This window comes from Spiroplasma endosymbiont of Dioctria linearis (assembly GCF_964030865.1).
Lineage (GTDB): Bacteria > Bacillota_I > Bacilli_A > Mycoplasmatales > Mycoplasmataceae > Spiroplasma_A.
In genome coordinates this window covers 1,131,107-1,154,565 of record NZ_OZ034984.1, presented here as the reverse complement: position 1 = coordinate 1,154,565, position 23,459 = coordinate 1,131,107, and the positions used below count along the sequence as shown (strand labels likewise).

At 29.0% G+C, this 23,459-nt stretch carries 21 protein-coding genes and 1 pseudogene; all 22 read right to left on the bottom strand.

Going from position 1 to position 23,459, the window contains the following annotated elements:
* Positions 1 to 5 precede the first annotated feature (5 nt).
* The 22 genes and pseudogenes from rplE to lpdA all read right to left on the bottom strand — a co-directional run bounded on the left by rplE (position 6) and on the right by lpdA (position 23,455).
* Positions 6 to 560: a 50S ribosomal protein L5 gene (gene rplE, locus AAHM84_RS05060; RefSeq protein WP_342258811.1), complete on the bottom strand. Its 555-nt coding sequence runs from the start codon at positions 558 to 560 to the stop codon at positions 6 to 8.
* A gap of 17 nt (positions 561 to 577) precedes the next feature.
* Positions 578 to 895 (bottom strand): 50S ribosomal protein L24, encoded by a 318-nt coding sequence (gene rplX / locus AAHM84_RS05055; protein ID WP_342258810.1) that lies wholly within the window; start codon positions 893 to 895, stop codon positions 578 to 580.
* A 13-nt stretch (positions 896 to 908) separates the two neighbouring features.
* Positions 909 to 1,277 (bottom strand): 50S ribosomal protein L14, encoded by a 369-nt coding sequence (rplN, locus tag AAHM84_RS05050; protein ID WP_053946581.1) that lies wholly within the window; start codon positions 1,275 to 1,277, stop codon positions 909 to 911.
* Between the two features lie 18 nt (positions 1,278 to 1,295).
* Complete coding sequence (gene rpsQ / locus AAHM84_RS05045) at positions 1,296 to 1,553, bottom strand: 30S ribosomal protein S17 (protein WP_339030116.1); 258 nt, start codon at positions 1,551 to 1,553, stop codon at positions 1,296 to 1,298.
* A gap of 842 nt (positions 1,554 to 2,395) precedes the next feature.
* Positions 2,396 to 2,794, bottom strand: a pseudogene (gene rpmC, locus AAHM84_RS05480) (50S ribosomal protein L29); the annotation flags it as partial.
* 20 nt (positions 2,795 to 2,814) lie between these two features.
* A complete protein-coding gene (gene rplP, locus AAHM84_RS05035) occupies positions 2,815 to 3,228 on the bottom strand; it encodes a 50S ribosomal protein L16 (protein WP_053946583.1) in 414 nt (137 codons plus the stop codon).
* A 2-nt stretch (positions 3,229 to 3,230) separates the two neighbouring features.
* A complete protein-coding gene (gene rpsC / locus AAHM84_RS05030; protein WP_342258808.1) occupies positions 3,231 to 3,938 on the bottom strand; it encodes a 30S ribosomal protein S3 in 708 nt (235 codons plus the stop codon).
* A gap of 16 nt (positions 3,939 to 3,954) precedes the next feature.
* Positions 3,955 to 4,290 carry a 50S ribosomal protein L22 gene (rplV, locus tag AAHM84_RS05025; RefSeq protein ID WP_339030110.1) on the bottom strand — a complete coding sequence of 112 codons (336 nt, stop codon included), beginning with the start codon at positions 4,288 to 4,290 and terminating at the stop codon, positions 3,955 to 3,957.
* Between the two features lie 26 nt (positions 4,291 to 4,316).
* On the bottom strand, positions 4,317 to 4,586 hold the full coding sequence (rpsS, locus tag AAHM84_RS05020) for a 30S ribosomal protein S19 (protein WP_339030108.1): 270 nt from the start codon (positions 4,584 to 4,586) through the stop codon (positions 4,317 to 4,319).
* A 12-nt stretch (positions 4,587 to 4,598) separates the two neighbouring features.
* Positions 4,599 to 5,441: a 50S ribosomal protein L2 gene (rplB, locus tag AAHM84_RS05015; RefSeq protein ID WP_342258807.1), complete on the bottom strand. Its 843-nt coding sequence runs from the start codon at positions 5,439 to 5,441 to the stop codon at positions 4,599 to 4,601.
* 59 nt (positions 5,442 to 5,500) lie between these two features.
* A complete protein-coding gene (gene rplW / locus AAHM84_RS05010) occupies positions 5,501 to 5,785 on the bottom strand; it encodes a 50S ribosomal protein L23 (protein ID WP_339030104.1) in 285 nt (94 codons plus the stop codon).
* Positions 5,785 to 6,411, bottom strand: coding sequence for a 50S ribosomal protein L4 (gene rplD / locus AAHM84_RS05005; protein WP_342258806.1), 627 nt, complete (start codon positions 6,409 to 6,411; stop codon positions 5,785 to 5,787). Before rplD ends, rplW begins: the two co-directional genes overlap by 1 nt.
* 19 nt (positions 6,412 to 6,430) lie before the next feature.
* Entirely contained in the window at positions 6,431 to 7,156 is a 726-nt protein-coding gene (gene rplC, locus AAHM84_RS05000) for a 50S ribosomal protein L3 (RefSeq protein WP_342258805.1), read from the bottom strand.
* Positions 7,157 to 7,205: 49 nt separating this feature from the next.
* The gene (rpsJ, locus tag AAHM84_RS04995) at positions 7,206 to 7,514 is read right to left on the bottom strand and encodes a 30S ribosomal protein S10 (RefSeq protein ID WP_020834754.1); all 309 of its coding nucleotides are present in this window, start codon (positions 7,512 to 7,514) and stop codon (positions 7,206 to 7,208) included.
* A 211-nt stretch (positions 7,515 to 7,725) separates the two neighbouring features.
* The gene (locus AAHM84_RS04990) at positions 7,726 to 11,997 is read right to left on the bottom strand and encodes an ABC transporter permease (RefSeq protein WP_342258804.1); all 4,272 of its coding nucleotides are present in this window, start codon (positions 11,995 to 11,997) and stop codon (positions 7,726 to 7,728) included.
* A gap of 5 nt (positions 11,998 to 12,002) precedes the next feature.
* Positions 12,003 to 14,285, bottom strand: coding sequence for a lipoprotein (locus AAHM84_RS04985; RefSeq protein WP_342258803.1), 2,283 nt, complete (start codon positions 14,283 to 14,285; stop codon positions 12,003 to 12,005).
* A gap of 259 nt (positions 14,286 to 14,544) precedes the next feature.
* On the bottom strand, positions 14,545 to 15,273 hold the full coding sequence (locus AAHM84_RS04980) for a hypothetical protein (RefSeq protein ID WP_342258802.1): 729 nt from the start codon (positions 15,271 to 15,273) through the stop codon (positions 14,545 to 14,547).
* A 97-nt stretch (positions 15,274 to 15,370) separates the two neighbouring features.
* Complete coding sequence (alaS, locus tag AAHM84_RS04975) at positions 15,371 to 18,046, bottom strand: alanine--tRNA ligase (protein WP_342258801.1); 2,676 nt, start codon at positions 18,044 to 18,046, stop codon at positions 15,371 to 15,373.
* A gap of 53 nt (positions 18,047 to 18,099) precedes the next feature.
* Positions 18,100 to 18,360 carry a hypothetical protein gene (locus AAHM84_RS04970; RefSeq protein WP_342258800.1) on the bottom strand — a complete coding sequence of 87 codons (261 nt, stop codon included), beginning with the start codon at positions 18,358 to 18,360 and terminating at the stop codon, positions 18,100 to 18,102.
* Between the two features lie 60 nt (positions 18,361 to 18,420).
* Positions 18,421 to 19,890, bottom strand: coding sequence for an IMP dehydrogenase (gene guaB, locus AAHM84_RS04965; protein ID WP_342258799.1), 1,470 nt, complete (start codon positions 19,888 to 19,890; stop codon positions 18,421 to 18,423).
* 12 nt (positions 19,891 to 19,902) lie between these two features.
* On the bottom strand, positions 19,903 to 21,444 hold the full coding sequence (guaA, locus tag AAHM84_RS04960; protein WP_342258798.1) for a glutamine-hydrolyzing GMP synthase: 1,542 nt from the start codon (positions 21,442 to 21,444) through the stop codon (positions 19,903 to 19,905).
* Positions 21,445 to 21,568: 124 nt separating this feature from the next.
* The gene (gene lpdA, locus AAHM84_RS04955) at positions 21,569 to 23,455 is read right to left on the bottom strand and encodes a dihydrolipoyl dehydrogenase (protein WP_342258797.1); all 1,887 of its coding nucleotides are present in this window, start codon (positions 23,453 to 23,455) and stop codon (positions 21,569 to 21,571) included.
* Between the last annotated feature and the right edge of the window lie 4 nt (positions 23,456 to 23,459).

Genomic DNA, 23,459 nt, shown 5'->3' with positions numbered 1-23,459 from the left:
CTCAATTACTTAACGAAGGGCATTCCTATTTTTTGTAATAATGAGAATGCATCGTCCTTTTGGTTTGCTGTTGTAACTATTGTGATATCCATTCCACGAACTTTTTTAACTTTATCATAGTCTATTTCGGGAAAGATGATTTGCTCTTTGATACCCATTGTGTAGTTTCCTTGTTTATCAAAACTAGTTTTTGGTACCCCTCTAAAGTCACGCACACGTGGTAACGCAACTGAGATTAATTTATCTAAAAATTCATACATTCTTTTTCCTCTTAAAGTAACTTTTGCTCCAATTGGCATACCTTCACGCAATTTGAATACAGCTAAAGATTTTTTAGCCTTAGTTACAAGAGGTTTTTGTCCTGTAATTTGTTGTAATTCGATTACTGCATCATCTAATTTCTTAGTGTCTTGTACAGCATCTCCAATACCCATGTTGATAACTACTTTTGCTATTTTTGGAACTTGCATGATTGATTTGTATTGCTTTTCTTTAAATAATTCTGGGACGATTTTTTCTTTATATTTTTGTTCTAATCTATTAACATTTGCTTTTGCCATATTAACTTATCCCTTCCCTATTTAACTTCTACGCCAGATTTTTTAGCAATTCTAACTTTTTTTCCATCTGCAATTTTGTATCCAATTTTTGTAAAGCCACTTTTATTTTTTGGATCAACCAATGAAACATTTGAAATATCTACTGATGCAGGTATTTCTTTCATTCCACCCTCTTGATCTGTTTGTGAAGGCTTAGCATGTTTAATTGCAACAATTCCTTCAACATAAACTCTTTTTTTATCTTTTGATACTTTAACTACTGGTCCAATTTTTCCTTTGTGATTTCCGGCGATAACTTTTACAACATCTCCTCTTAAGATTTTTGATTTATTCATAAAAGTTCTCCTTCTATAGCACTTCGGGAGCTAGAGAGGCAATTTTTGCAAATCCAGCATCCTTTACTTCACGTGCGATTGGACCAAAGATACGAGTACCTCTTGGTGTTTTATCATCTTTGATGATTACTGCAGCATTTTCGGAAAACTTAATGTATGTACCATCAGCTCTTCTTAAACCTCTTACAGTTCTAACAATAACAGCTTTAATAACTTGACCTTTTTTAACAGTTCCACCAGGAGCTGCTGATTTAACAGTTGCAACAACAATATCACCAATATTTGTGAACTTTCTAACACTTCCACCTAAATTACGAATAACTAATATTTCTTTAGCACCTGAGTTATCAGCGACTTTTAATCTTGATTCATTTTGTATCATTCTGTCGTACCTCTGAAATTAGATAATTGCTTTTTCAACAACTCTAACAAGTCTAAAGTTTTTAGTTTTACTCATTGGGCGAGTTTCCATAATTTCAACTCTGTCTCCCATTTGAGCACTCGAATTTTCATCGTGCGCTTTGTATTTCTTTGAATACTTAACACGTTTCTTGTAAATTGGGTGGTTTTTATATGTTTCAACTAATACGGTAATAGTTTTATCCATTTTGTCTGAAACTACTCTACCAGTATAAGTTTTTCTTAAATTTCTTTCCATGGTTATTTAGCTCCTTTAATTAATGATTTTGCTGCTTGTTGCTTTGCTGCTTTTCTTTCAGCTAACTTTTTATTAGCTTCTTCAATTTGTTTTCTTGCTTCTACTACATTTGATCCAAATGTATATGTTTTAGCATTAGCTGGTTTTTTTGAAAGTTTTAAGTCAATACCTTCAATACGTTCACCTTTAATTACCCCAACCTTAGCAGATTTAATATTTACATCTTTTAATGCTTGTTTTCCTTTTCCAGTTGCTTTTGCTTCTCCAGCTGGAACAACTTTTGTACTAGCTGGTTTAGGTTTAGCAACTACTTCCTTTTTAGGAGCAGGAGCTGGTTTAGGTTTAGCAACTACTTCCTTTTTAGGAGCAGGAGCTGGTTTAGGTTTAGCAACTACTTCCTTTTTAGGAGCAGGAGCTGGTTTAGGTTTAGCAACTACTTCCTTTTTAGGAGCAGGAGCTGGTTTAGGTTTAGCAACTACTTCCTTTTTAGGAGCAGGAGCTGGTTTAGGTTTAGCAACTACTTCCTTTTTAGGAGCAGGAGCTGGTTTAGGTTTAGCAACTACTTCCTTTTTAGGAGCAGGAGCTGGTTTAGGTTTAGCAACCACTTCCTTTTTAGGAGCAGGAGCTGGTTTAGGTTTAGCAACTACTTCCTTTTTAGGAGCAGGAGCTGGTTTAGGTTTAGCAACCACTTCCTTTTTAGGAGCAGGAGCTGGTTTAGGTTCAACAACTACTTCCTTTTTAGGAGCAGGAGCTGGTTTAGGTTCAGCAACCACTTCCTTTTTAGGAGCAGGAGCTGGTTTAGGTTCAACAACTACTTCCTTTTTAGGAGCAGGAGCTGGTTTTTCTTCTTTAACTTCTATTTCAATTGGTTCCTCAGTTGCATTTTGCATTGCTGCCATAATTGCATCCTCTGAAACTTGTTCTCCAGTTCCAAATTGCTCTTGTTGAAGTTTTTCAATCATGTCCTTATGTTTTTTACGTACTTGTTTACCAGCTTTTTCAGCTTCAACAACTGCTTTTGAATAATCTGCTTTAATAGTTTTATTTACATCTTCTCCAGCTAATCTTCTTTCACCTAATAACATTTCAATTCTTGCAATGTCTTTTCTAAGTGAAGGAATTCTGTGAGTTTGTTCTAAACTACCTACAGCAGCTTGAAATTTAAGAGCGAATAATTCAGCACGGCGATCTTCACCAAGTTTGATTAAATCTTCCACTGATTTTGTTCTTAATTCTATCATGAAGTCTACTGCTTTAGACATTATTCATCACCTCTCTTAACGATTTTGCAACGCACTGGTAATTTATGCATTGCTAAACGTAAGGCTTCACGAGCAACTTCTTCTGAAACTCCACCAACTTCAAACATGAATTGGCCAGTTTTAACAACTGCTACTCATTCTTCAGGAGATCCTTTCCCTGAACCCATACGTACTTCTAATGGCTTTTTAGTTATTGCCATATGAGGGAATATTCTAATTCAAACTTTACCAAAACGTTTCATATAACGTGTCATAGCAATACGAGCTGCTTCTATCTGTCTTGAAGTAATTCAATTACCATCTAATGACATCAATCCGTACTCACCAAATGCGATAAATTTTCCACCTTTTGCTTTTCCTTCGTAACTCACTCTGTGAGGACGACGGAATTTAACTCTTTTGGGCATTAACATAACTATTTAACCTCCCTTGGTGTTCTTTGAGGTTTTTTGTCCTCAATCGCTTTCGAATTGTTTTGGTTTTGTTTTCCTATAATTTCCCCGTGGTTAATTCAAACCTTAACCCCGATTTGTCCATATGTAGTTCTTGCTTCATATAGAGCATAATCAATATCACTTCTTAAAGTTGATAATGGTACTGAACCTTCAAGGTAACCTTCAGTACGAGCCATTTCAACTCCTCCAAGTCTTCCAGAAACTGCAGTTTTAATTCCTTTAGCTCCAGCTTTTAAAGCTTTTCTAATAGCTAATTTTTGTACAGTTCTAAATGATGCACGATTTGTAATTTGTTCTCCAATAAATTGTGCAACCAATTTTGCATCAACATCTGGATTTTTTATTTCAATTACTTTAACTTTTACATCAGCTTTTCTATCTTTTATTGTTTTTCTAACTGTTAAAACGATATTTTCAACATTTTTACCTTCTTGTCCAAGAACAATAGCTGGACGTGCAGAACGAATTACTAGAGTGATTTCTTTTTTAGTTCTTTCGATTTCAACTTTTGAAACAGCAGCGTTTTTTAATTGTTTTTCAACAGCTTTTCTAATTTTGATATCTTGATGCAATCACTTAACATATTCACCTTTTTCAGCATATCAGCGGTTATCTCAACCTCTAATAATACCTATTCGTAAAACATTTGGAGATACTTTTTGTCCCATACTCTATAATTCCCTTCTATCTTTCGTCGCTAACCACTATTGTAATATGGCTAGTTCTTTTCAAAATTTCATAAGCTCTTCCGTGAGCTCTTGGTCTAAAACGTTTTAATGTTGGTCCTTCATTTACGAAGATTGTTTTAACAAATAATTGATCAGCTTCCATACCGTTATTGTTAACAGCATTTGCTACAGCTGAGTTTAATAATTTTAATACTGGTTCTGAAGATCTTTTGTCTTGGTTTTGAAGAATTGCTACAGCTTCTGATATTTTTTTACTTCTGATAGTGTCAGCTACTAGTCTAACTTTTCTTGGTGAGATTCTAATCATTGTTAATTTTGCTTTTGCTTCCATATTTTGAAACTCCTATTTCCTAATGATTACTTTTTCTTTTTCTTATCATCACCATGACCACCAAACTTACGTGTTGGTGAAAATTCTCCTAATTTGTGACCTACCATATCTTCTGTAACATAAACTGTGATAAATTCTTTCCCGTTGTAAACTCCAAATGTGTGACCAACAAAGCTTGGAAAGATTGTTGAACGACGTGATCAAGTTTTAATAATTTCTTTTTTTTCACCTATTGCTTCAACTTTTTTAATTAAATAGTCATCTGCAAAGGGACCTTTTTTTAATGATCTTGACATTTCATAATCCTCCTATTTGTTATCATTTCTTCTTCTTACTATTAATTTAGTAGAAGCTTTCTTTTTATCACGTGTTTTTACACCAAGAGCTTTTTTACCTCATGGTGTTAATGGAGCTTTACGTCCGATTGGAGCACGACCTTCTCCCCCTCCGTGAGGGTGATCGATTGGGTTCATAACAGAACCACGAACAGTTGGTCTAATTCCTCTTCAACGATTTCTTCCAGCTTTTCCTCAGTTTACTAAATTATATTCTTCATTTCCTACTTCACCAATTGTTGCATAACATTCAGCAAGTACTTTTCTAACTTCTCCTGAACCTAAACGTAAAGTGATGTATTTACCTTCTTCATCTTTACCTAAAATCTGTACTGAACTTCCTGCACTACGTGCTATTTGTCCACCTTTTCCTGGTCTTAATTCAACATTATGAATTAATGTTCCTTCAGGAATATTTTTTAGTGGTGCTGCATTACCAGTTTTGATATCTGCATTTTCACTAGAAATTACTTCTTGTCCTACTTGCATTCCTTTTGCAAATAAGATGTACCTTTTTTCCCCATCAATATAATTTACTAAACAAATAAATGAATTTCTGTTTGGATCATATTCAATAGTTGCGATTTTTCCAGCAATATCTAATTTATTACGTTTGAAATCGATGATACGATATTTTCTTTTATGTCCTCCACCTTTATGGCGAGTAGTTATTTGACCGTGATTATTTCTTCCAGCCTTTTCATTTAGTTTTGAGACTAATGAACCTTCCGGCTTTGAAGTTGTAAGGATACTATAATCTAAGCTAGTCATGTTTCTACGACCATTGGTCGTAGGCTTATATTTTTTGATTGGCATAATATATCCTCCTGTTTTCGCCTAATCTTTTCCATCTCTTAATAATTAATTTCTTAATTTTATAAGTCTGATAAGATATCTAATGTTTCTCCATCTTTTAATACTATTACAGCTTTTTTAAAAGATGCTTTTGTTCCAACATATTTACCCATTCTTTTTTCTTTTCCGTCATAATTCATAGTTCTTACATCTTTAACTTTGACTTTAAATATTTCTTCGAATGTTTTTTTAATTAGAGTTTTGTTAGCTTTTTTATCAACAATGAATGTGTACGCACCATTTTGTTGACCTAAATAAGTCTTTTCAGTTAACAAAGGTTTTTTAATAACTTGTGTTAAATGCATTATGCATACACCTCCTCGATTTTATTAACAGTTTCTTCAGTAACAACCAATTTAGTTGCATTTAATAAATCAAATATATTCATTTTTTGGAAGTCTAATGTCTTAACTCCTGGAATGTTACCTGCTGATTTAACAACTATTTCTTCGTGTTCTTTAGTTACTATTAATGTCTTTTGATCTTCAATTTTAATATTTTTCATAACACTTAGCATTTCTTTTGTTGAAGGTTTTGAGAATGCAAATTTATCTAAAATTACTAAATTTAATTCCTTTGCTTTAATACTTAAAGCACTTCTAATTGCTAATTGTCTAACTTTTTTATTTACAGCTTTTTTGTAGTTGATGTTTGGTGTAGGACCAAATACAATTCCCCCACCTCTTCATTGTGGAGATCTAATTGATCCTTGACGGGCACGTCCTGTACCTTTTTGTCTTCAAGGTTTTCTACCTCCACCACGCACTTCTGCTCTAGTTTTTGTTTTTCTTGTTCCTTGTCTTAATGCAGCTTGTTGTGAAACAACTGTATCAAAAATAGCTTGTTGATGAGGCTCTACACCTCAAACTTTATCGTTTAATGTAATTTCTTTAAGAGATGTTCCCTTAACATCTAAAACTTTTGCTTTCATGTTAATTCTTTCCCCCTAATTATTCAGCTGCAGGAGCTGTTTCTTCAACTACAGCAGCTGGAGTTGGTTCAACTACAGCTTTAGTAGCAGTGTTTCTTGATAACAATGAAACAGCCTCTTGCGCTTTTCTACCTTTAACGTTTTGTTTAATTACAACAAAGCCTTTTCTTGGACCCGGAACAGATCCTTTAACTAAAACTAAATTTTTTTCAGCATCAATTTTTACTACTTCTAAGTTTTGGATTGTCACTTGTTCATGTCCCATGTGACCAGCCATTTTTTTAGATTTGAAGATTCTGTTAATAATTGCTCCCATTGACCCGATACCTCTGTGATATCCTGACCCGTGACCCATTGGTCCTCTTGAATAATTATGTCTTTTAATTGCTCCTGCAAATCCTTTACCTTTTGATATACCTGTAACGTCCACAAATTCACCAGCGTTGAATACGTCGGCTGCATTAATTACTGCACCAGTTTCGTATCCTTCCATATCTCTGATTTCTTTTACGAAGCGCTTAGGTTCTGAGTTAACTTTTTTAAATTGACCCATATCTGGTTTATTAAATAAGTTAGCTCTTTTATCGATTGTTCCCAATTTTAATGCTTGGTATCCGTCTTTTTCTACTGATTTTACTTGTAAAACTGTGTTTTGTTCTACTGCAATAACAGTGACCGGAATTAATTTACCATTCTCACTAAAGATTTGAGTCATCTCTAACTTACGTCCTAAGATTCCTTTCATGATATTTCCTCCTGTTTTTTATGATGTTCATGTATATCTTGATCGTCTACTATAATTTAATTTCGATGTTAACACCAGTTGGTAATTGAACTCTTGTTAATGAGTCCATTGTTTTTGGTGTTGGTTCAACTATCTCAAGTATTCTTTTATGTGTTCTCATTTCGAACTGCTCTCTACTATCTTTATATTTATGAGTAGCTCTTAATATTGTTATAATTTGCTTTTCTGTTGGTAATGGAATTGGTCCACGAACTTTAGCTCCAGTTGATTCAGCTGCTTCAATAATTTTTGCAATTGATTGATCAACAATAGCGTGGTCGTAACCTTTTAATTTTATTTTTATTTTTTGTTGAGCCATTAGGTCCTCCTTCAACATTGACAACCCTTTCCAGTGTGTTGTCTAAATGAACATAAAATATACATGCTTTCCAATTATCACACAACATTAATGGAAAAGCAATAAGAAAATTAAAAAAGATTAAATTAATTAAATAATAGCAATTTAGATTAATTTTTCATTTTATTAACTTTTAAAATGAGAAAAATCGACCAAAGTCGATTTTTAATCTCTACTCATTTCCTATTAAAGAAGCTAATTTAACTCTTCTAATAGATAACATAATTACTGTATAACCTAATAGGAATATTGCTAATCCTACAATAAAGACAATAGGCATAATTGTCCAACCCATTATCATTGGCACTGCTATATCAAGTGAAAGCAGTATTTGAGGGACTAAATAACTTATTAAAAGTCAAATAATTGTTATTCCCAATGCCACACCAATTGCAGCTATAGGTAAGAATATTCACATAATAATAGAGTTAATTTCTCTCATTGAATATCCTTGAATTCGCATATAGCTCATAAATCGCTTATATCTTCCTATAAACATTTCAGTAATCAGATAAATTATAATAATAGCTGTTATTAATGATAATGAAACAAATATAACAGAGATAGATATTACTGAAGTAATAAGATTACTCATAGCCATTTTTTTCATTTGAATATAGTCTGTATAACCAATTGATTGGTCCATGTATTTTGCAAATCCATCAGTTGCATTATTTGCATTAAATGATGATAATAAAATTCTTTGCATTTGATCAGCATTTTGTATATTTGAACTCATTTTAGCATTACTTCAAATATTTACTGAAGAACCATTCTCAAACTCTCTTCTAGTATCAAAATCTTCTTTTACACCCATTAGTTCATTTGCATATAATTGATCCATATATAATTTATTTCCATCATACAATTCCTCTACTCCTACAACTTTTGCTTTTCTTGGCGCAGAGTCTACAATTTTATTTACTAATAAACCTTTTTTTAATGCAATATTTAATCAGCTGTTCGTTCCTCCTAACAGGGTTTCTATTCCTATTTCAGTTGGAACACCCTTTTCATATTTATATATATCAAAAGGATTGATAATATAATTATCTGACTCTTCTCTATAAATTGAGTTTAAATCCTTATTCGAATATTGCTGATACTCTATATTAACTTCATTAAATAATTCTTGATTAAGCATTTTTTTTGGAAGTGACAATTGAATATCTGCCATATTGTAATAAGGCTCATAAATACTACCATTTTTAAAATAAAAGTCATGGTTAATAGCATAAGTGAACTTATCTAAATCCATTTCAAAGAGGTTTTTATCTTTGAATTTTCATAAACTAGAGTCTAATTCATTTTTTGAGTTATCTCCACCTAAAATAGCTAATAAGTTTTGAGGAGTTTTTAAATTAAATTCATTACCAACTTTTAACCCCTCCAATTCTCCCTTTTTATTAATTAATACTGGAATATAGTCTAAAGAATCATTATACTTAATTTTGCTCTCATTTTTTAATAATAAGTTTTTTGATTTTTCTTCAAATAAGTCCAAACCATAAATAGTATATCTTGCTTGCTTATTATCATCAATAATTGATTCAACTTTAGTATACATTTGATCTATCTTGTTATCCACTGAAATATTTGAAAAATTGAATGAGAAATTTTTAAATTCATTCTTATCCTTATCCCAAAGTTCCTTTATTGTAGAAGGTAAGATATTATTAGAAATACTTTTTATACATTCATTATAATCCTTATCCTCAGTTATAGAAGGTTGTCCAAATAATTGAGGAATAACTTGGCAAGAAACATTATTAAATCTTTGTGCTATTAGTTTTTCTTTGCTAATTTTTGATTCTGTATTAACTAATTCATCCATTATTCCTGTTGATAAAACTCCACCTTTAAAAGTAAGCAAATTATTAAACAGAATATTATCAAAATTTTTTCTAAAAGATATGCCTTTATCATTTTTTCAATAATCAGCTTCAAATAAAGTTCTATAATCATTTTCTTTTGTTTTTATTAACGTGTTAAATAAAGATGCTTCTATATTACTTTTAGCTTTATTCTCTTCATCCATTTGATAAAATGAATATCTAGTCAAAGGATTATTTATAACTATATTATTGTAACTAAAATCATTATTATATTTAATATTTTTATAATACTCATTGGACATATTTTTCATAGTATTTGGTGCTACAGAAGCTAGAGTTATAACTGAGCTTGAAAATAATAATATTAAGAAAAATATTGTTAAATCCTTTATTGCAGTAGATAATATTATAAGTCTTAATTTAGATGTAAAACTTATTCCTTTTATTTTTGAAAAGCTTTTTGAAAGAAAAGTATTTGGCTTATTACTTTTGCTTGGTGATAATAAAATAAGAGGTGATTGTTTTACAGTGAAATAACTAGTTAAAAAAACCATTAAACTTACAATTCCCAAAAATGCAAATAATTCAACTAATAAAAGTTTTCAATTAATTGAGAAAATTGATGGAATGTTAAAATATCTTTCAAAGATTCCCATTAAGGAAACTTGTAAAAATAAACTGATAAACCAACCAATTGGTACAAGTATTAATATAGGAAAGGCCATATATAGCATATAATTAGAAATTATTTTAAAATTTGAGACTCCAAGAGATTTTAAATTTCCAATTTGACTTCTTTGAGATACTAAAACTTTTTTAAAAATGTGGTATACAACAAATGCTAAAGCACTAGCAAAGATTAAACAAAATATTATTGCTATTGCATAAAAGCCTTTTACAACACCTGGAAATAAATTACTTCTCATATTTAGTAATGTTGTATCTTTATAAGCTTCTATATTTGCTCTCGATAAATTCTCTGAATAATTTTCATTTTCAATATTTTTAACAACTTGTCCTAAATATAAAATATTGTCTGCAAAATAAGTTTTAAATAAATTTATATCCTTTTCAATATTTTTTTTATCAGATTTTTGATAAGTCAAATAGGATCTACTTACATCCTGATAACTTTTTTCATTTGTCTCCTTATTAAATTGATTATTGAATAAAGAGTTACTTATATAAAAAATAGCTTCATTTTCCTGATTAGTTAGTAAATCTTCTTCATATATTGTTGGATAAACATTGAGTGAGTCAACACCAATCCCATCCATAATATAAGGACCATTAGAATTATTATGGTTAAAAATATCATAACCTTTCCCTAATTCTAAATTATTATATTTAGCATATCCACTAGAAGATATAAATGAATATTCTGTAAAGCTATTAATATTATATGTTCTTTTATATAACTTAAATATATCCGAATTATAGAAATGAACATCTAAAATATCACTATTTGGTTGTTGATTATTATAGAATGAAGAAATATATCTAAATTTTTTTCCACTAGAATCCCATTTAACAGCCTCATTTGTTAATCTTATTTTGAAGTTTGTTAAATCTCCCAATAAATCAAAATAATTTGAGAATCAATCTCTTTGAGTTACTTTATTTGTTAAAATTTCATATCCATTCTCATTAATATCTGTTTTAAAAGTTAGGAAAGAATCAAATTTTTTAATATAAAAACTGGCGTGCTCTGAAAATAGTTTTCTTTCTTCAGTTTCAGCATCTATAATATTTTGATTTTTTGAGAATATATATTTACCCTCATTATCAATTACTCCAAATCCATTATTAATATATTCTTCAATCTGCTCCTTAGCATTAGTTTTATTTTGATTATAAATATCAATAATATCTTTTTTAATTACATTTGTTAAAGCAGAATTATTTAAGTAAAACATGTAATCAAAAATATGTAGAGCTATTTTTTTAGATTCCTCAGTTAAATATTCATCTTTAAAATTATTGTTTTTTTCATATAAATTTCCTATTAAAGATTTCTTAAAACCTTTTGCTTCCAAATTGAATCTATAAAAATCTCCAAATTCTCCGCTTTTTACCGTTTCAATTTTTTGCTCTACTGAGTAGTTTGTAATTGCTTGATCTTTATTTGGTAGATAGTCTATATCAGAATTATTATACTCATAATTTGACTCCACATCTCCAAAGTGAAAATTTACATATTTAGCACTACTATTTTCAAAAATTAAAGTAGATTCATAGCACTGGCTCTTATTATTTTCACAATTGTCTTTAAATTCATAACTTTTAAGTATTTTACCTTCTTCTAAATCTCCAAAACTTAATGTTGGGAAATAATTATCCTTATCATCTTTTACTAAATCTGTATTGAATGCAAATCACGGAGTAAAAGTTTGAGTATCATTAGATTTATAAGCACTTGAAGTATATCTAAATGAATAATCAAACTTTTCAAAATTTCTATTTATTTCATTATTTGTACTAATTAAATTTGAAGAAACAATACCAAAAGTTGAAGTAAATATAACAGCAATTGTAATAAGTACTAAATATATTCCAAATTGGACATAGTCTTTTAATAATTTTCTTAAACCATTTTTAAATAAAAGCATTGTTATTAATAAATATTATAGAATTCTTGACCGCTTGCATTAAATGATTTTAAGGATGTAATAACTCAATATGGTGAATCAGGATTTTTAGAAATATTTTCTCACACTATCTTATATGAGTTATTTACTGGCTTATAATCAGAATGATTTCCTAAACCATCGTATTTCAATAGTTCATCTTCTTTAACAACTTGTTGCTTTAATCCTAAAATTTGTCCTGAATTTTCAATTTTTTCTTTATCTAATTTACTTTCAATTTCAGGTTTTCAATTTTTTTTCTGATTCTCAGCAATAGTTTGATATGGATTAAATTTTTCATTAACCTCAACCTTTTTAGTTTGCTTACTTGCATTAGAGGTAACATCTCCATTACCAGTATAATTTAAATCAAACTCCATTTTACCTGCTCTTTGTGTATTACTTGTTGTATTAATTGTGAAATTATTAACCTTTCAATATTTATCATCAGTTAAATATTGAAGAACTGGTTTATGAAGCTCTCCCATAGCATTTTCTACAGAATATTTAAAACTATCAAAGAATTTTTTAAAATCTCTTTGTCCGTGAACTTCAGGGTTTGTCATAGCATTATAAATACGTCCTGAAAGAGATCCCTCTATATATCCTTCTTCTTCATTTCATCCTAATAACTTTAAATAATTATTTTTTTCAACACTTGATAACTCCCTAAAGCTTTTTTTATTATCAAATGCATTAACTATAGAATCAAATTTATCAATTACTTCTTTTTCTGTTAACATCTCAAATGCTTGTTTTGCAAAATTTAAAAGGTTTATACCTCCATCATTATTTTTTCCATTCATTGCATCTTTTCAATTTTCTTCTCCTATATATTTTCTAATTAATGAATAAGATTTATAAAATGGAGCATCATTGTTTATAAAAAATTTATCATTAAAATCCTGCTTATTTGAATAAGAGTTATAAATTTCTGTTAAAGTTTCAATTACTGAAACAATATCCTTTGCATTTGTACCATGATTTTCTACTGATTTGTCTCTATCTGACATTTTATATAATGCTTCAACTTTAATATTTTCTGTAACTGGTAAGTCTCCTACAATTGGTACTGATGTAAATAGTTTCTTTGGTTCATCCAGTCTTTCAATTATTTCTGATAATTCAGGGTTTGAAACTAACTCTGAGTTTATCTCTTTAATTCCACTTCAAACATTATAAATTAAAGATAATCCTACAGCTTGCATTATAGTTGCAGCATTAGTAACACCTTCACCTCTTATCATTGGAAATAAAATATTTATAAATTCTCCAGTTAATAAAGCTCCATTTTTTGTATCTGATAAATTTTCTAACATTGAGCCAAACATACTAATAAATCCATTTATATTTTGTTCTCCTGCTACTTTTGTAATTAAAGCTCCTGTTGAGTTAAACCTAATTCCATTAATACTTGATTTAAGTTCATCATCTGCTGCTTTAAAGTCTGTTCCCTTTAATTTTCCTTTTGTAAGTGGAATTCCTATTGCATTTCAACCTTGGCTATAATCTGCACTCTTTGTAGCTCCATTATTCATTAAAATAGAGTTATATCATGCATAACCAGAACCATTTGTTCCCCCTTTATTGGGACCTGCACTAGTTTTCGGTGATGATGTCCCATTTGTATCAGTTGGATTTGCACCATCAAAACCCAAATTCAATAAATAATTTGATAATGCTCCTGTATCTTGTATTCCTCATGCTAGATTTCTTCTATCTTGATTTTTTGATAAATTAATATCCTTACCTAATCCAGCTCCATAACCCATAGCATTGCTATTTTTTTTATTGTAGCCTTGGTCACCTGCTTTTGAAAAAGTATCTCTAAAATAATACTCTCCATTTTTACCATTTATTATCTCATTATAAAAGTCATCTTCATACATCCCCATAAGATAACTAGCAAACATTCCCGCATAATTATCACCGTTATAGTAATTTAAAGAAGGCGCTAAGTAGTTTTTAAATTTATTTATATTTGCTGCCATATTTATACTTTTTCCTTCATAATTATAAGAAATTGGCATGTTCATAGCTGTTGGTGTTGGTGTTAAGAAAATTGATAATATTTCATTAACATTGTAATTTAAATTTTCATGTCTTCCAGCAACAATAAGTCTTGAAATAAACTCTGCTCCATTTAGCATTTCTTGCTGCATAGTAGAAAGGTCTGGGTCTTTTTTTTCCCCGCCGCCACAAGCCGCTACTGATGTTGCAGCTGAACCAATTAAGGTTACAGATGTTAATATATTTAGTAATTTTTTCATAATTAAAATTCTCCTTTTTTCTTTCATTCAATAAGTACTTAATTTTATTAAGTATTTTTTCTTTTTATACTCATTTTTTTAAAATCTTATAGTTTATCTTCCTTATTATTTACCCTTTTAATTTTTAAATTATTGTGTCATTAGAGATTATTTAAATAATTTTGTTTCTCTTTATACTCTGTATTTTTTACACTTAAATTTTTGTCCATTTTGATAAATCTAAGTGATTAACTTAAAAACAACGCTAAAAAGTTTTTAATTAGAAAAATAATGGAGGAGTCGTTGCCTTTTTAAAGCTTTTCAATTCCTTTGATTTAATATTGCTAATTAAAATTATTATTTCTTTTCAACTATTTTCAACTTTTTTGTCTTGTAGTTTAATATTATTTAAATACTTAATAAGCATTTTCAAAAATAAATTTAATTTAGTAGATTTTTTATAAATAAGGTGATTTAAGTTTTCATTAGATTTTGAAACAGTCTTTATTACAGAATATATAAAGAAGAAAAATATAAAATAAAAGAATGAGTATAGTAAAAGTGAGCTTATTAAAATAAACTGAGCAAAAAATAATATATTTATATAATCTAAGTTAATTACTCTATCAAATTTATAATTTGTTCATCAATATATTTCCATTGAAATTACTGTTGTTCTTTCAATTGAAATACAGGTTTGAGTTATTGAAAAAATGAAAAATAAAAAGGTAACCAACATTGTTATATAAAATTTAAAATTATTATTTAATAAGCTTAAACTTATTAAATTTTTTCTTGATATTTCATCATTATATTTTTCGATAAATTTTAGTAAATTTACAATAAATTTAGAGATGAAATACAAAGAAATTATGATTAAAGTCACATTAACTAATATTGACAATATAAGTATATTAGTTTTTTGATTTAAGATATTTTGAATAGGAAATGTTAAAAAAAGAAGAATAAAAATAATTATTAAGTTTATATTACTTCTAACTTTCTTCATTATATTTCTCACCTATTTTAATTATAGTTGATAAAAAAAAAAAAAAAACATTAATTTTAAAAAATATTTTTAAAATTAATGTTTATATATAAAATAATTAAATTATCTTACCTTGAGCAAATGTATTATTTCCTCCACCTTTAACTTTAAATTTCTTATTGTTATTAAATAGATCAATTGCTCTATTATCTTTTGCAATTTTATCATTCACCGATACAATAAAAATTTTTTCATTTGTATTCCAAAGCATAATAATTAAATTTTCGAACTTATTTTGTAATTTGTCTGAAAGAGATTTCATTTCTTTCATTTCTAGATTATTAGTTTCTAATTCAATTAAATTTATATTCTCTTTTTTAACAGGAATAATATCAGAATATTTTAGTAATTTCTCTTCAATTAAAATTTCTTCAATTTCTTTTTGATATATCTTAAATGAGTTTTTTAAATCATTTACTTTTTGTTTTATAATTACTAAATTTTCCTTAGTTGCCCTTAGAGACATTATTTTATTAATTTCTTTTTCAATTAAATCATTTTTAACTTTTAATTTAAATTTATTAAATTTATCTATTATAATTTGAATTTCTAATTTTTGTTTAATAAACAACTGCTCTAAATAACTACTCACTTCCTTATGACTAGTTACTGCATGATATCTAAATACTCCGCTTCCCTTTGACTCAACATTGGTAATTAGTAAGTCTTCAATATCTTTTGTATTAGCAACATGGGTTCCCCCACAAAGTTCACAAGAAAATGATCCAAATTTAATTACTCTAACATTCTTACCATACTTTTCTGTAAATAATGCTAGGGCATTATGTTTTTCAATAGCTTCTTTTAATGAACAGTGAATAATTTCTCTAGGAATTTCTTTTTTAATTTCTCTTGCTATAACTGAGTGAATTTTTACTACTTCTTCTGGAGTTGGTAATCTATTATATGAAATATCAATTCTTAAACCATTCTCATCATTATAACTACCATTTTGTAAAGTTTCTTTTCCAAGAACCTCTTGAAGAGCTGCTTGTAAAATATGTGTACCTGAGTGATTTTTCATAGTATAGAATCGCTTTTCACTATCAATTATTGCTTTAACAATATCACCATTTTTTAAAGTTCCATTAACTTGAACCTTATGAATATGTTGGCCATTTGGACCCGTTTTAACATCCATTACTAAGTGGCGATTATCTTGTGAATCAATTAAGTAACCATTATCAGCAGCTTGCCCACCTTTTTCAGCATAAAAAGGAGTTTTTGTTAAAGTTATAAATACTACTTTATTTGTTACAGACTCTAATCTTTTTTCATCTTCAAAAATGAAGTTAACTTTTGAATCACATTCGTCTAAATCATAGCCAACAAATTCGCTTTCAACATTTAAACCTGTTAAAATCGCTGATTGTTTATTTCAAGCCTTGTCATCTTTTCTTGAGTTTCTTGCTAATTGTTTTGCCTCTTCCAAAAGTTTTTCATAACTTTTTAAGTCAATTTTTACATTAGCTTCATTTGCTATTTCCGTAGTTAATTCAATTGGAAATCCAAAAGATTCAAAAAGCAATAATGCATTTTTACCAGTTACTTTTTTTTCTGCATTAATAATAGTTTCTAAATGTTCATAACCTTTTGAAAGTGTTTTTAAAAATCTTAATTCCTCTTGTTTAATAACTTCTTTAACCATATCTTTTTTTTCAATTAAATAAGGATAAAAGTCTTTCATTACCCCTATTACTTTATCTACTAGTTTATATAAAAATGACTCTTTAATTCCTAGTTTTCTTCCATAGACAGAACTTCTTCTAATAAGTCTCCTAATAATATATCCTCTATCTTTATTTCCAGGAAACACTCCATCACTTATAGCAAAAACAGCTGCTCTAACATGATCAGCAATTACTTTAAAAGCTGTATTAATTTTAGTTTGTTCCTTATTTTCATTATAATAATTTTCAATTGAGTATCTAAACTCTTTATTACACATTTTTTCAACTTCTTGTATTGTTGGAAAAAATATATCAGTTTCAAAGTTAGTTGGAGCTTCTTGAAAAATTGAAACTAATCTCTCAAAACCAGCACCCGTATCAATATTTTTTCTTGGTAACTCTGTGTAATTATTATTACCATCATTATTAAATTGTGAGAAAACAATATTTCAAATTTCAATGTATCGATCATTTTCAATATCATCTTTTAAAAGTTTTGATCCAATTTTTTTAGGATCTCATTTTTCACCACGATCAAAAAATATCTCTGTATTGGGTCCACATGGTCCTTGTCCTACATCTCAAAAGTTAGTATCTCTTGTTCCTTTAAAAATATGATCTTCTTTAATTTTAATAACTTTAGTTCAAACATCATAGGCTTCTTGATCTTCATTAAAGACAGTTATGTATAAAAGATCTGGATTAATATCAAATCACTTTGGAGAAGTTAAAAGTTCTCATGCAAATTCTATTGCTTCTTTCTTAAAGTAATCCCCAATTGAGAAATTACCTAACATCTCAAACATTGTTTGATGTCGTGCTGTAACTCCTACGTTCTCAATATCATTTGTTCTAATAGATTTTTGTGAATTTGTTAATCTAGGTGATGGAGGGTTCATTCTTCCATCGAAATATGGTTTTAAAGTAGCAACTCCAGAGTTTATTCATAATAAACTTGGATCTTCTACAGGTACTAAACTAACAGGTTCTAAAAAATAGTGATCTTTTGATTTAAAAAAATCTAGTCACATTTTTCTAATTTCATTTGCAGAAAGTTTCTTCATTTTTTTCTCTCCTTAAAGATAACAAAATAATTTTAGCATATAAGTACTTATATTTATTTTATAAAGCACTCCTTATGAACTGCCATTGTGATACCACTAAATTCAACTAAGTTATAATTATCATTATTGTAAAATTTAATGTCTCATGGCTTTTTTACATTTATTTGTGAATAATGCTCATTGTAGTCCATAATTTTTAAACAAACTAAACAAATTCTGTGAATATCCAAATTATCCTTCTCATCTCCACATTGACAAAGTAAAGCATTACTTCAAGCATTTTTTGCAATATCATCTAAATTAATTTTTTTCATAACTATCCTCTCATTTCTATTTTATTTGCAAAACAAAAGGTTCATACAATGAACCAAAATTTATTTATTATAGTTTGGAGCTTCTTTTGTAAGTTCCACATCATGAGGATGACTTTCTTTTAAGCTAGCATTTGTAATTTTTACAAATTGAGTTTCTAAGCGTAGTTGTTCAATAGTTTTACTTCCAGTATAACCCATTCCACTTTTTAGGCCACCCATTAATTGGAAAACTACTTCTCTCATTTTTCCTTTAAAAGGAACTCTTGCTTCAATACCTTCAGGTACTAATTTTTTAGCACCTTTTTGGAAATAACGATCACTACTTCCTCTTTTCATAGCAACAAGTGAACCCATTCCAACATAAGTTTTATATTTTTTACCATTGGCAATTATTTCTTCTCCAGGTGATTCTTCAGTTCCTGCAAAAATACTTCCCATCATAACACTATGAGCACCTGCTGCAAGAGCTTTAACAATATCACCTGAATATTTAATTCCCCCATCAGCAATAATAGTTATTTCTTTATCTTTGGCTCAGTTAAATACATCATTAATTGCAGTTATTTGAGGAACTCCAACTCCAGCAACAACTCTTGTTGTACAAATACTTCCAGGACCAACTCCAACTTTTACTCCGTTAGCACCAGCTTTGTATAAAGCCTCTGCTCCTTGCACAGTACAAATATTTCCTGCAATTATTTCTAAGTTCTTATATTTACTTCTAATTTTTTTAATTACATCAATAATACCTTTACTGTGACCATGAGCTGAATCAATAACAATAACATCTGCTTGGGCTTTTACAAGTTCATCAACTCTTTGCATAAAGTCTTCACCCACTCCAACAGCAGCACCAACTCTTAATCTTCCTTTTTCATCTTTACAAGCATTTGGATGATCAATTGCTTTATCAATATCTTTTGTTGTGATTAAACCAACTAAAGTATTATTAACATCAACAATTGGTAATTTTTCAATTCTATTTTTTAATAAAATGGCCTTTGCTTGTTCTAATGTAGTTGATGGATTACCTGTAATTAAATTTTCTTTAGTCATAATCACTTCTACTTTTGCTTGAAAATCTTCAAAGTATTTTAAATCTCTATTTGTAAGAATTCCAATTAATTTGCCACTATCATCAACAACAGGTAACCCTGATATTTTATAGGTCGCCATAATTTCATTTGCTTGTTCAACAATTGTTTCTTTTTTAATTGTAATAGGGTCCGTTATAAACCCTGATTCATTTCTTTTAACTTTTTGAACTTCTAAAGATTGTTCTTCAATTGATAAGTTTTTATGAATAATTCCAATGCCACCACATCTTGCTATTTCAATAGCAAGCTTAGATTCAGTTACAGTATCCATAGCGGAACTTATTATTGGAATATTAAGTTCTATATTTTTTGTCAATTTTGTTTTTAATGAAACATCATTGGGCAATATTTCAGAATATCTTGGTACTAATAAAACATCATCAAAAGTAATACCTTCACTAATTATTTTTCCATTTAAATCATTTTTATTCATACAAGTTCTCCTTTATTCTCATTCTATTGTTCCTGGTGGTTTTGAAGTTATATCATAAACTACTCTATTAACTCCATCCACCTTATTAATAATTTCATTAACAACTTTATCTAAAAAATCTCAAGGTAAGTGTGTACTTGAAGCTGTCATAAAATCAATTGTATTTACACTTCGCAATGCAACCACATAATCATAAGTTCTATTATCTCCCATAACACCAACTGTTTTTACAGGCAATAGTGTAACAAATGCTTGAGATACTTCATTATATAAATTAGCTTCAATTAAATTACTAATAAAAATGTCATCAGCTTCTTTTAAAATTTCGCATTTTTCCTTTGTAACTTCACCAATAACTCTTACTCCAAGACCAGGTCCTGGAAAAGGATGACGATCAATCATTAAAGCAGGAATTCCTAGTTCTCTTCCCACAGCTCTTACTTCATCTTTAAATAACTCTCTTAACGGTTCTAATAAATCAAATTTTAAATCTTTAGGTAAGCCACCAACATTATGATGTGATTTAATTGTTTTTGAAACATGACCATTACTTGATGATTCAATTACATCTGGATAAATTGTACCCTGAGCCAAAAATTTTGCCCCTTGCATTTTTCTTGCCTCTTCACTAAAAACTTCAATAAATTTTTTACCAATAGTTTTTCTTTTATCTTCTGGATCAATTTGGCCTTTTAATACTTTATAAAATTCTTGACTTGCATCAACCAATTTAATATCCATATCAAATTCTTTGTTATATAAATCCATTACTTTTTTAGCTTCATCTTTTCTTAATAAACCAGTATCTACTAAAATACATTTCAGTTGTCTACCAATAGCTTTTGATATTAAAGCCGCAGCTACTGATGAATCTACTCCTCCAGAAAGACCTAAAATAACTTGCTCATCTCCAACAATTTCTTTTATTTCTTTTATTTTGTTTTCAATAAATTGTTTCATTTCTCAATCTTTCTTACATTTTGAAATGTCAAAAATAAAGTTTTTTAAAATTTGAATTCCTTTTTCAGAGTGAGTAACTTCTGCATGAAATTGAATTCCATAGATATTCCTTTTTTCACTTTCAATACCTGCAACTGATGAATCAGAATGAGCAATTTGTTTAAAACCATCAGGCATTTTTGTTAAGTGATCTGCATGACTCATTCATACTTGTGAATTTTGACTAACTTTTTTAAATAATAGACTTTTCTCATCATCAATATATAATTTAGCTTTACCAAATTCTTGAGAATCAGCTAATTCAACTTTACCACCAAACATTTCAGTAATTAACTGCATACCATAGCAAACACCTAATATTGGAACTCCAAGATTAAATATTTCCTTATCGATTTTATAAGCCTCATTCAAATAGACACTATTTGGTCCGCCAGATAAAATTATTGCTTTTAGATCTTTATATTTTTTTAAATCCTCTTTTGTTTTATCAAAGGGTATAACCTCAGCATAGACATTTAAATTTCTTACTCTTCTTGCTAACAATTGAGTATATTGACTTCCAAAATCAAAAATAAGTATTTGCGTATTTAACATTTTTCTAACCTCTAACTATTTTAAATAGAACACATCAAGTTTTCTCTTTATTATACATCAAAAAAACACCATTATATTTTCTAGTAGTTCTAGTTTATAAGGTGTTTATATTAATTATTAATTTTTAAAAGTTAATTGGTTTTCCTGATTCTAATGCTTCAGCTGCTTCACCAATAGCTTCACTCAATGAAGGGTGAGGATGAATAGCTCTTGCAATCTCACTAATTGTAGCTTCAGATTCCATAACAGTTGTAATTTCTGAAATCATATCTGTTGCTGTATTTGAAATAATATGACACCCTAATACTTGTTTATATTTTGGTTCACAAATTAATTTAACAAATCCACCTGTATTTCCGTCTGCAAGTGCCTTACCAATTGCTGCAAATGGAAACTTGTATACTTTGTAATCTGTTCCAGATTTTTTTAATTCATCTTCTGTTTTACCAACACAAGCAACTTCTGGATAAGTATAAATACAACTTGGAACTCTATCAAAGTTCATAGTTAAATCTTCAGCATGTTCACTACCTAATCTCTTTGCGATTCTATTTGCTGCAATAATACCTTGGTGAGAAGCAACATGGGCTAACATCATTTTTCCTGTAACATCACCAATTGAATAAACTCCATCAATATTTGTTTCACAATATTCATTTACATTGATGTGACCTCGTTCATTCATTTCTAAACCAATTTTATCAAATCCCTCAGTTATAACTTTACGTCCAACTGATTGTAAACAATAATCCGCTTTAATTTTATATTCTTTACCATCTTTTTCATAAACTACTTCTTTTTTACCAAAAGATTTTGTATTAACTCCATAAATGATTTCTAAATTTCCTCTAGACAATAACTCTTTTGTCATTTCTTTTGAAACATCACTATCTAACATTTCTAAAATTGTTGGTAAGAATTGTAAAACTGTAACTTTTGTTCCTAATCTCTTATAAACACAAGCAAATTCAATTCCTATAACTCCTCCACCAATAATAACTAATTCTTTTGGAATTTTAGGAAGTGCCAATGCTCCTGTTGAATCGATTAATCAACCTGATTCAATAGCTTCTTTTGCTCCCGGTAAATTGAAATGATTTGGCACACTTCCAGTAGCCACAATCAAATTATCACAAGTATATTTTTTACCATTTACACTTACAGTATTTTTATCAATTGCTTTTGCATGACCTTCAATTGCTGTAACCTTGTTTTTTTTCAAAAGACCTTTTACACCAGTTGTTAGTTTATTTACAACATCATCTTTTCTTGCTTGAATTGCTTTTCAATCAGCTTTTACTCCTGTTACATCAACTTTGATTCCATACTTGTCTGCACGTTTTGTAATTTGTTCATATAAATATGCTGACTTTAATAATGTCTTAGTTGGTATACAACCAATATTTAAACAAACTCCACCATAATTACCTTTTTCAATAATTAATGTTTTCAATCCAAGTTGAGCACATTTAATAGCTGAAACATAACCTCCAACTCCAGCACCAATAACTATTACTTCATAGTGATTCTCTGGATTTGTTGAATTAAATTTAGGTGCTGGTTTTACTTGTCCACCTTTACCTTTTGTAAGACCTGACATATTAACATTATTTACTGCATTTACAATAGTTTCTACTGCGGATCTTTTTGGAGGAACAGCTCTGGTTCTTCCTCTTGAAAGAAGATCATTTGAAACAGGTGTTGCACCAACAACTGATGCATTTTCCTCCACTGGTTCTGATTTAGATGTTGCTTCTTCTTTTGGAGCATCACCTTTACCATCATCAATTTCAACAACAACTTGACCAACTTTAATTTCTTGATTTGCTGAAATTAAAATTGTTGCTACTTTACCATCAACTGGTGCATAAATATCTGAAGTAACTTTATCAGTTTCAACATTAAAAAGAGCATCTCCCATTTTAACTTGATCTCCAACTTTTACAAGAACTTCAGTAACTGTACCTTCTGTTAAACCTTCTCCAATATCTGCGAATTTTACTTTAAACATATTT